Raw genomic sequence first — 9,864 nt, 5'->3', positions numbered from 1 at the left:
CAGGTGCATCAGGCTCGCCGCGCTCACGCCGGCCTGACGCGCCTGCTCCCGCAGGCGCTGGGCCAGGTCGTGGTCCAGCGCCGCACGGGCCTCTTCGATACCGCGACCTTCGCTGTGCACGTCCTGCAGGCCGAAGGGCAAGGTCGGCTCGTCGAGGCTGCCGAGCATCTGCGTGAAGAAACGGCTGTGGCGCGCCTCGTCATCGCGCAGGTGCACTTCGGCCACGTAATTGCGATACGGCACAGGTGGCTGCAGATCGGCCGGCTGGTCGAACAGCACACTGTGCAGTTCGCGGCACACCACTTCCATGGCGGTATTGTCGAGAATCAGGTGGTGGAACAGCAGCAAGGCCACCACCTGTTCAGTGCCCGGCTCGACGGCATACACCAGGCGCATCAGGGGTGCCTGGGCCAGGTCCATGCGGTGGTGGCGGGCGTCGAAGCGCTGTTGCAAGCGCTCGATCAGTGGCGCATCCGCGGCCTCTGCGGGGGCATCGAAGTAAACCTGCTGCACGGCCATCGTGACCGTGCGCAGCACCACCTGCTGCGGGTTTTCCAGACCCTCCCAGACAAACGCGGTACGCAGGATGTCATGCCGGTCGACCAGCACCTGCAGCGCGTCGGCCCAGGTGTGCAGCCGCTGCGGGCTGTCGAACGCCAGGCGCCATTGCAACAGGTACGGGTCGCCCTGGGCAGCACTCAGGTGATGGTAGAGGATGCCCTGCTGCAAGGTCGCCAGCGGGTAGATCTCCTGCACGTTGGCCACGCCGCCCGGCACGCTGGCGACGATGCAGTCGATGGCGGCCTGGTCCAGCTGCGTCAGGCTGAGCATCGACGGGGTGATCTGCAGGCAGCCCGGCGGCACGCGGTTGGGCGGTACTTCGACCGCCTGCCCCTGGCCCACCGAGGCGGCCAGCGCGGCGACCGTCGGCTGCCCGAGCAGCACGTGCACATCCACGTTCAACCCGGCCTGGCGCAGGCGCTCCACCAACTTCACGGCCAGCAGCGAGTGGCCGCCGAGCTCGAAGAAGTTGTCGTGGCGTCCTACCCGCTCCACCTCCAGCACCTCGGCCCACAGCGCGGCCATGCCGATTTCCACCGCACCTTGCGCCGGTTCGTGCAGGCAGCCGAGCAGCGCGCCCGGCTCTGGCGCCGGCAACGCACGCCGATCGAGCTTGCCGTTGCGGGTCAGCGGCAATGCGTTCAGGCGCGTGTAGGCCAGCGGTACCATGTAGGCCGGCAAGCGCTCGCGCAACGACTGGCGCAGCGCCTCGGGGTCCACCGCGAAGGCTTCGGTGAACCAGGCCAGCAAGCGTTCGTCGCGCACCAGCACCACGGCTTCCTTCACACCGGGGTGGCAGGCCAGTGCGGCCTCGATTTCGCCCAGTTCGATGCGCACGCCGCGGATCTTCACCTGGTCGTCGTTGCGCCCCAGGTAGTCCAGGTTGCCCTGCGCGTTCCAGCGCACCAGGTCGCCGCTGCGGTACAGGCGCGCCTGCGGATCGGCACTGAACGGGTCCTGCACGAAGCGCTCGGCGGTGAGTTGCGGGCGGTTCAGATAACCGCGCGCCACCCCCGCCCCCGCGATGTACAGCTCACCGGTCACGCCAGGCGGCACCGGCTGCATCTGTTCGTCCAGCACATGCAGGCGGGTGTTGGCGATGGGTCGGCCGATATGCAGTGCAGCCCCGGCCTCGACCTGCCCCGAGGTGGCGACCACGGTGGTTTCGGTGGGGCCATAGTTGTTGATCACGGCATAGCGCTGGTTGCGCGCGAACTGGCGCAGGCGGTCGCCGCCGATCAGCAGGGTCTGCAGGGTCGGGTGGTCCTGACCCTGGCTGAACGCGAACTCGGCCACCGGGGTTGGCAGAAAGCTCACATCCAGCGGCTGGGCCCGCCACCAGCGCAACAGCGCCTCGATGTCTTCGTTGCCCTCCTGCACGGGGGCCAGGTGCAGCGTGGCGCCGGCGCACAGTGTGGGCCAGACCTCCCAGGCCATGGCGTCGAAGCCGAACCCGGCCAGGCTGGAGGCATGCCGGCCCTGACGCAGGTCGAAGGCCGCACAGTGCCAGTCGACCAGGTTGGCGAGCATGCGGTGCTCGACCATCACGCCCTTGGGCAGCCCGGTGGAGCCCGAGGTATAGATCACGTAGGCCAGGTGCTGTGGCGTCAGCGCAGGCAGCTGCGGGTTGCCTTGTGCCGCGCCGTCGCGTGCAGGGCGGTCCAGTTCGATCACCGGCACCTGCACTTCGGGCAGGCGCCCGACCAGGCTCGAATGGGTGAGCACCGCGGCGGGTGCGCTGTCGACCAGCAGGTAGTCCAGGCGCTCGCGCGGGTGGGCCGGGTCGACCGGTACATAGGCCGCCCCCGACTTGAGCACCGCGAGCAGGCCCACCAGCGTGTCCAGGCCGCGACGCGCCACCACGGCAATACGGTCGTCCGCGCGCACACCCAGTGCGATCAACGGGTGGGCCAGCGCATTGGCGCGCCGATTGAGCTCGGCATAGCTCAGCGCCTGCCCGTCGGCGAGTGCGGCCACGCTGTGCGGTGCCACGCGGGCCACCTGCTCGATGCGGCGATGGATCAGCGGCTCGGCGCCTGGCGGCGTGACGGTGGTGTTCCACTGTCGCAACTGGCGGGCATCCGCGGGTGTCAGCAGGTCAAACCCGCCAATCGCGCATTCGGGGTTTTCGAGCACCTGTTCGAGCAAGTGCAGCAGGCGCGCGCCCAGTGCCTCGACCTGCGGAGCATCGAACCAGGCGCGGTGGTAGACCATGTACAGCCGGGCATTGCCGGTGTAGCGATTGGTGAGCAGGTGAATCGCCAGCGGCGTGTTCTCGTACCCATTGGACACCTTGACCGTGTGTGCCAGCGCGGTGCCGTAGCGGAAGTCATGGTCTTCGGGTTCGTAGGACACCGACACCTCGAACAGCTGCGCGCGCTCTTCCCGCATAAGCCCCAGGGCACGGTTCAGCTCGCTCACAGGAAAACGCTGATGGCGAAAATCGCGCTTGAGTTCGTCGCGCACGGCACGCACCAGGTCGGCAAAGGTGCAGTCACGCCCGAAGCCCATGCGCACGGCACTGACCTGGGCGAACAACCCTACGGTGTCCTTGAAGCGCGCGCCCGAGCGGTTGAGCAGCGGCAGGCCGACCACCCAGTCGTCGCGCTGCTGGGTGCGGCTGAAATACACGTGCAGCACGGCCAGCAGCACATGGAACGCCGACGACTGGTAACGGCCGGCCACCTGCTGCATGCGCTCATGCAGGGTATCGGGCAGCGGCTGCACGACCGTGCGCGAGGCGGCCAGGTCACCGGCGCGGCGGTAGTGGTAGCGCGCCACCAGCAGCGGGGCCGGCACGCTCTGGTACTTGTCCAGCCAGTAGGCACGGTCACGCGCATGCCGCGCTGAGCGCTGGTAATACTCATCCTCACTCACGAACTGGCGGTAGGACGATTGGCAGGCGGGCGGCACATCGCCTGCCGCCAGGGTGCTGTAGATCTCGCTCAGCGCCTTGAGCATCTGGCCGAAACCCCAACCGTCGAGAATCAGGTGATGCACCTGGACGCACAGCCAATGCCGTTGCGCGCCCAGGCGCAGCATGCGAAAGCGATACAACGGCGCGTCGTACATCGCCAGCACCTGCTGCATGTCTGCCTGCACCAGCGCCTTGGCCACCGACACCGGGTCGGTATGACCACTGAAGTCATCCAGCCGCAGGCTCAGCACGGGGGCTGGAGCAAAGGTTTGCAGCGGCAGGCCGTCGACACCGGCGCCGCGCAGCAGTTGCGTACGCAGCGCATCATGGTCAGCCAGCAGGCGCTGCAGGGCCTGCTGCATCAGTGCAGGGTCCATCGCCCCGGTGAGCTCCAGGTACCCGCCAATCGTATAGAGTGGCGAGTCCCCGCTGCTCATCTGGTCGAGCCAGATGTCACGTTGGGCAGCGGTCAGCGCAAAGGTGTCGGCAGCGGGCATCGGGTTCATAAGATCCTTCTCATGTGAGTATCCAGCGGATTCAAACACCCTTGGCCACGCGGGCATGCCCCCCGAAACCCGGACAATCGCTCACAGCGCTCGTTCCACTGAAACTTCTGTAGGACAACTGCCATCGCCATTGAACGCCAATCGCCGTAGCGCCCCAGGGCAAACCCGCAGTGGGGCGCCTACGGTGCAGTTCGTGCGGCAACGTGCAGGTATCGGAGCGCGTTCCAGCCGCTCGTCCAACAGCACGCAGGCTGTCTGGCACAGGCCTTGGCTGGCATCGTGTGTCCCGGCATTCCAGTACAGACACCGCCCCGCGTCGCGACTTGAATAGCCGCCCACGCCGCCCGCCCCCGCAAGGAGGGGACAGGACCACGAGAGCACTTCGCGTTCACCCCGCATCAGGATGACCAGGATATGAATCGCACCGACTGGATCGCACCCAGCCATACGCCACAGTTTTACATGCAGTTGGGTGAGCTGGTGACCCGCACCGGCGACCAGGCCTTCGCCCGGTACATGCTGCAACTGGTGGACGCCCTGGTGCCGATCAGCCGGCTGGAACTGAGCGAGTGGACGCTGGACCAGACCCGCCTGGTGCACATCCGCGCGCTGGGCAGTGCCGGGCTGCAGGCCCCCCCCGCGCCCGCCGACACCCCACGCCACCCGCTGCTACCGAGCATCCTGCAAATGCAGGACCCACTGCTGATCCAGCTCAAGGCGCGCCATTCGCAGCAACGCTCGCGCCAGTGCAACCTGGTGTCGCGCAGCGGCAACCGGCGCTGGGTGATCGGCTGTCAGCGCCTGGCCAACCAGCCCGCGTTTACCCTGGCCGAGCTGTCGTTCCTCAAGCAGTTGGCAGACACACTGTTACCGCTGGTGGCCCATCATGCGCAACTCGGCGACGGGGATGGCCCGGCACAGGGTACGCCGGCCAGCCTGCGCCTGGCGTTTGGCAAGCGCCTGAGCCGCCAGGCGGTGAACCTGTCGAGCCGCGAGCAGGAAGTCTGCATCGGGCTGCTGACCGGCGCCACGGTCGCGCAAATGGCCCAGGAACTGGCGGTCAAGCCCAGCTCCATCGAGACCTACCTCAAGCGCGCCACCGCCAAGCTGGGGGTCAGCGGCCGGCATGGCCTGGCCAAGTGGATGGCGGGCGCCTGAGCCGCGCGCCGCGCACTGGCCTCAGCCGCCGCGCCGCTGATCCAGCGTCTGGGCGAACTCGCCCATTACCTCTACCACCTGCTGCGCACCGCGATGGATCTCCAGGATCACGCTGCCGGCCTGGTTGGCCAGGCTTACGCCCTGGCCCGCCTTGAGTGTACTGGCCTGCATGCTGCTCACGGCTTGCCTGGCCAGCTCGCGGTTCTTGCCGACCACGTCGCTGATCGCGACGGTGGCTGCCGCCGTGCGTCGCGCCAGGTTGCGCACTCGTCGGCGACCACCGCAAAACCGCGCCCCTGTTCGCCGGCTCGGGCGGCCTCGATGGCGGCATTGAGTGCCAGTAGGTTGGTCTGTTCGGCGATACCGCGAATGGCATCGACGATGGCGCCGATCTCCTCCGACTGCGCGCTCAACGCAGCAATGCCCTGGGCCACCTGCTCCAGTTCATCGGCGATGCCCTGTACCACCGTCACGGTCTGTTGCACCACCGCGGTGCCCTGGCGGGTGTGCGCATCGGTCTGGCGCGAGGTGTCAAAGGCCAGCCGTGCCGCATTCGACTCCGTCTCGCGCTGCACCACCTCACGGGTGATGTCGGTGGCGAACTTGACCACGCCATACACATGCCCCTGGGCATCGTATAGCGGGTTGTACGTGGCCTGCAGCCAGACCGTGGCGCCCTTGCTGTCGACCCGCTGGAACTGGCCGGCCTTGTACTCGCCGCGGTTCAATGCGGCCCAGAAGCCTCGATAGGCGTCGCCTTGAGCCTCGCTGGGCACGCAGAAACGGCGGTGGTGCTGGCCACGCAGGGCCTCCAGGCGATAGCCCATCACGTTCAGGAAATTCGCATTGGCATCGATCACCTGCCCCTTGAGATCAAACTCGATGACCGCCATGGAGCGGTCGATCGCCTGCCGGAAGCTCGACGCGGTGCGTGCACTCAGCACCCGTGCGTGGATATCGCGCACCAGCGTGACGATCTGCTGCACGCGGCCCTGGGCATCACGCACCGGCACATAGCTGGCGTGCACCCAGCAGCGTCGACCCGCCTGCGCCAGCCACAGGTACTCGCCGTCGACACTGCGCCCCTGGCGCAGCTGCTGCCAGAGTGCGGCGTAGTCGGCACTGCCCGCGTAGGCCGGCTCGCACAGCACGCGCTGGTGCTTGCCGAGCAACTCGCCTGGCGCATACCCCAGCAGCGCCAGGCACGGCTGGCTCACCTCCAGCACCTCGCCCTCGGGGCTGAACGCGATGATCGCCAGTGCCTGGTCAAGGGCAGCCTGCACGGCCTCCAGGCGAGCCACCCTGGCCTGGCTGTCGAGCAGCGCGTGCTGGAGGGTGCGGATACGCATGAACATGGGGTGATGCTCCGAAAGAAGGCTATGTGACGGCGGGGGCAAAGAGCCGCTATTAAGCCACTTTGCCGGCAAAAGTTGTACAGAATTATATTTATGTACAACTTGGTCTCTACATCCAGCGGGTAGGCGAACCTTTGCCGGGCAATGGGCGTCCTAGCTAGGGCACTGTTGCTGACTGCCTGCCGCGAGGTTCACGTTTGAAAGCTGCCATCGTCAAAAAATACCGCCTGATCATCAAGACCCTGGGCTACGTGGGCTGGTCGCTGTTCTGGCTGCTGCTCTGGGACATCGCCGTCACCGTCGACTTCATGCTGTTTCTCAACAGCAAGATCAACTTGCCGCTGATGCCCCTGACCCTGCTGGGTTCAGCGCTGGTGGTGCTGATCAGCTTTCGCAACAGCAGCGCCTACAACCGCTGGTGGGAAGCGCGCACCCTGTGGGGGGCGATGGTCAACAATTCGCGCAGTTTCGCGCGCCAGGTGCTGACCTTGCTGGATGACCCCGGCAGCGAGGTCAACCCGATCAAGGCCACCCTGCTGCGCCGCCACGTGGCGTACGTCAACTGCCTGGCGGCGCACCTCAAGGGCCAGCCGTGCCCCGGGGAGATCGAGGCATTCATCCCGGCCCACGAGTTTGCCCGCAGCGCGGCGACCAACAACTTTGCCAACGACATCCTCAACGGCTCCGCCGCGCTGCTGGCCACCGAGTACCAGGCCGGGCGCCTGGACAGCATACGGCTGGCCCGGTTGGAGTCGACCCTGGTCGAGCTGTCCAACAGCCAGGGCGGGCTGGAACGTATCGCCAATACACCGCTGCCCTACCCCTACGTGTACTTTCCACGGCTGTTCATTTCACTGTTCTGCCTGATCGTGCCGGTTGGCCTGGTGGAGGCGCTGGGCTGGTTTACCCCGCTGGTGTCGACCGTGGTGGGGTTCATCCTGCTGGCCATCGAGCGTATCGGCACCGACCTGCAAAGCCCGTTTCGCTCCAGCGAACACCAGATCCAGATGGAAAACATCTGCGAAACCATCGAGAAGAACCTGCAGTCGATGCAGCGTGACGCCTTGGGCAGCGTGCGCATGGCAGCAGCCTGACGGCAGACGCATTGGCAGGGCCGGCGGGTGCGAATCACCCGCCACCGCGGCCATTTGGTCAGGACGCTGGCCTGACAGGGTGCCGAGCACGCGTTGCGCCGCTACAATGCGCACCTACCGTGAACAGCCAGACTAAAAAAAACATGTCCTTACCCAAACATCACCTCGAATTGCTCAGCCCTGCGCGTGACGTGGCGATCGCCCGCGAAGCGATCCTGCACGGCGCTGACGCGGTGTACCTCGGTGGCCCGAGCTTCGGCGCCCGCCACAACGCCTGCAACGAGGTGAGCGACATCGCCGGCCTGGTGGAATTCGCCCGCCGCTACCACGCCCGGGTGTTCACCACGATCAACACCATCCTGCACGACAACGAGCTGGAGCCGGCGCGCAAGCTGATCCACCAGCTGTACGATGCTGGCGTCGACGCCTTGATCGTGCAGGACCTGGGGGTGATGGAGCTGGACATTCCGCCCATCGAGCTGCATGCCAGCACCCAGACCGACATCCGCACCCTGGCACGTGCCAAGTTCCTCGACCAGGCCGGCTTCTCGCAGCTGGTACTGGCCCGTGAGCTGAACCTGCAGGAAATCCGCGCGATCGCCGACGAAACCGACGCGGCCATCGAGTTCTTCATTCATGGTGCGTTGTGCGTGGCCTTCTCTGGCCAGTGCAACATTTCCCATGCGCAGACCGGCCGCAGTGCCAACCGCGGCGACTGCTCGCAGGCGTGTCGCCTGCCGTACACCCTCAAGGATGAAAAAGGCGGCGTGATCGCCTACGAAAAGCACCTGCTGTCCATGAAGGACAACAACCAGAGCGCCAACATCCGCGCCCTGGTCGAAGCCGGTGTGCGCTCGTTCAAGATCGAGGGTCGCTACAAGGACATGGGCTACGTGAAAAACATCACGGCCTTCTATCGCCAGCGCCTGGACGAGGTGCTGGAAGACCGCCCGGACCTCGCCCGTGCCTCCAGCGGGCGCACCGCGCACTTCTTCGTGCCCGACCCGGACAAGACCTTCCACCGTGGCAGCACCGACTACTTCGTCAGCGAGCGCAAGATCGACATCGGCGCCTTTGATTCGCCGACGTTCACCGGTTTGCCGGTGGGCGTGGTGGAGAAGGTCGGCAAGCGCGACCTGCAGGTAGTGACCCATGCACCGCTGTCCAACGGCGATGGCCTGAACGTGCTGGTAAAGCGTGAGGTGGTGGGTTTTCGCGCCAACATCGCCGAGCCCAAGGGCGAATTCGACGAAGACGGCGAGACGCGCTACCGCTACCGCGTCGAGCCCAACGAGATGCCCAAGGGCCTGCACCAGTTGCGTCCCAACCATCCGTTGAGCCGCAACCTGGACCACAACTGGCAGCAGGCGTTGCAGAAGACCTCTGCCGAGCGGCGCATCGGCCTTGACTGGAAGGCGTGCCTGCGCGAAGACGGCCTGGTGCTGACCGCCACCAGTGAGGAAGGCGTGCAGGCCAGCGCCACCCTGGCTGGCCCGTTCGGCCCGGCCAACAAGCCGGAGCAGGCGCTGGAGCAGTTGCAGGACCTGCTGTGCCAGCTGGGCACGACCCAGTACCACGCCACGGGTGTCGAGCTGGATGCGCCGCAGGCGTTCTTCATTCCCAACTCGCATCTCAAGGCGCTGCGCCGTGATGTCATCGAGAGGCTGACGGCGGCGCGGGTTGCTGCTCACCCGCGTGGGGTGCGCAAAGCCGAGACCAGCCCGGCGCCGGTGTACCCGGAGTCGCACCTGTCGTTCCTGGCCAACGTGTACAACCAGAAGGCGCGTGACTTCTATCATCGCCATGGAGTGAAGTTGATCGATGCGGCCTACGAGGCGCATGAAGAGGCGGGTGAAGTGCCGGTGATGATCACCAAGCATTGCCTGCGTTTCTCCTTCAACCTGTGCCCCAAGCAGGCCAAGGGCGTGACCGGGGTGCGGACCAAGGTAGCGCCGATGCAATTGATTCATGGTGATGAGGTATTGACCTTGAAATTCGATTGCAAGCCGTGCGAGATGCACGTGATTGGCAAGATGAAGGGTCATATTCTCGATTTGCCGCAGCCGGGCAGCGTGAAGCATGTGGTGGGTCATATCAGCCCTGAAGACTTGCTCAAGACGGTGCGCGCGGGATGCATTGAGGCGTGTTGCCTGGCGCGCCTGCCTTTGTGTGATCCAGAGCCCTGCAAACAAGGCTGACAACGCCGATCCTGCAGGCCATGGTACGTTGCAGCAAATGTGGGAGCTGCGGTGCGACGACTCGCCTTGCCAGCG

At 66.0% G+C, this 9,864-nt stretch carries 5 protein-coding genes and 2 pseudogenes; 3 read left to right on the top strand and 4 right to left on the bottom strand.

The features are described 5' to 3' along the window. On the bottom strand, positions 1-3,975 hold a 3,975-nt coding region (locus tag G3436_RS06420; protein WP_163942605.1), incomplete at its 3' end, for a non-ribosomal peptide synthetase. A gap of 423 nt (positions 3,976-4,398) precedes the next feature. Here G3436_RS06420 and G3436_RS06415 point away from each other — a divergent pair. Further along, positions 4,399-5,142 carry a helix-turn-helix transcriptional regulator gene (locus G3436_RS06415; protein ID WP_163942603.1) on the top strand — a complete coding sequence of 248 codons (744 nt, stop codon included), beginning with the start codon at positions 4,399-4,401 and terminating at the stop codon, positions 5,140-5,142. 21 nt (positions 5,143-5,163) lie between these two features. Here the strand turns inward: G3436_RS06415 and G3436_RS28475 are convergent, their stop codons facing one another. The 3 genes and pseudogenes from G3436_RS28475 to G3436_RS28795 form a co-directional block, all read right to left on the bottom strand. Beyond that, positions 5,164-5,313, bottom strand: coding sequence for a hypothetical protein (locus G3436_RS28475; RefSeq protein ID WP_243667038.1), 150 nt, complete (start codon positions 5,311-5,313; stop codon positions 5,164-5,166). 65 nt (positions 5,314-5,378) lie between these two features. Then, positions 5,379-5,615: pseudogene (locus tag G3436_RS28800) on the bottom strand (methyl-accepting chemotaxis protein); the annotation flags it as partial. Between the two features lie 162 nt (positions 5,616-5,777). After that, positions 5,778-6,491, bottom strand: a pseudogene (locus G3436_RS28795) (PAS domain-containing protein); the annotation flags it as partial. A 203-nt stretch (positions 6,492-6,694) separates the two neighbouring features. Between G3436_RS28795 and G3436_RS06405 the strand changes: the two are divergent. Beyond that, complete coding sequence (locus tag G3436_RS06405; RefSeq protein WP_163942600.1) at positions 6,695-7,591, top strand: bestrophin family protein; 897 nt, start codon at positions 6,695-6,697, stop codon at positions 7,589-7,591. Between the two features lie 143 nt (positions 7,592-7,734). Continuing rightward, positions 7,735-9,789, top strand: a complete 2,055-nt coding sequence (locus G3436_RS06400) for a peptidase U32 family protein (protein WP_243667037.1) — start codon at positions 7,735-7,737, stop codon at positions 9,787-9,789. Positions 9,790-9,864: the final 75 nt, after the last annotated feature.

The organism is Pseudomonas brassicae, assembly GCF_010671725.1.
Lineage (GTDB): Bacteria > Pseudomonadota > Gammaproteobacteria > Pseudomonadales > Pseudomonadaceae > Aquipseudomonas > Aquipseudomonas brassicae.
Note: the sequence above shows the minus strand (reverse complement) of the source record. Positions and strands in the feature narration are given on the sequence as shown.

Excerpts from the sequence above, each read along its gene's own strand:
- G3436_RS28475 (WP_243667038.1), bottom strand. The coding sequence starts at position 5,313 with ATGCAGGCCAGTACACTCAAGGCGGGCCAGGGCGTAAGCCTGGCCAAC.
- G3436_RS06415 (WP_163942603.1), top strand. The coding sequence starts at position 4,399 with ATGAATCGCACCGACTGGATCGCACCCAGCCATACGCCACAGTTTTAC.
- G3436_RS06400 (WP_243667037.1), top strand. The coding sequence starts at position 7,735 with ATGTCCTTACCCAAACATCACCTCGAATTGCTCAGCCCTGCGCGTGAC.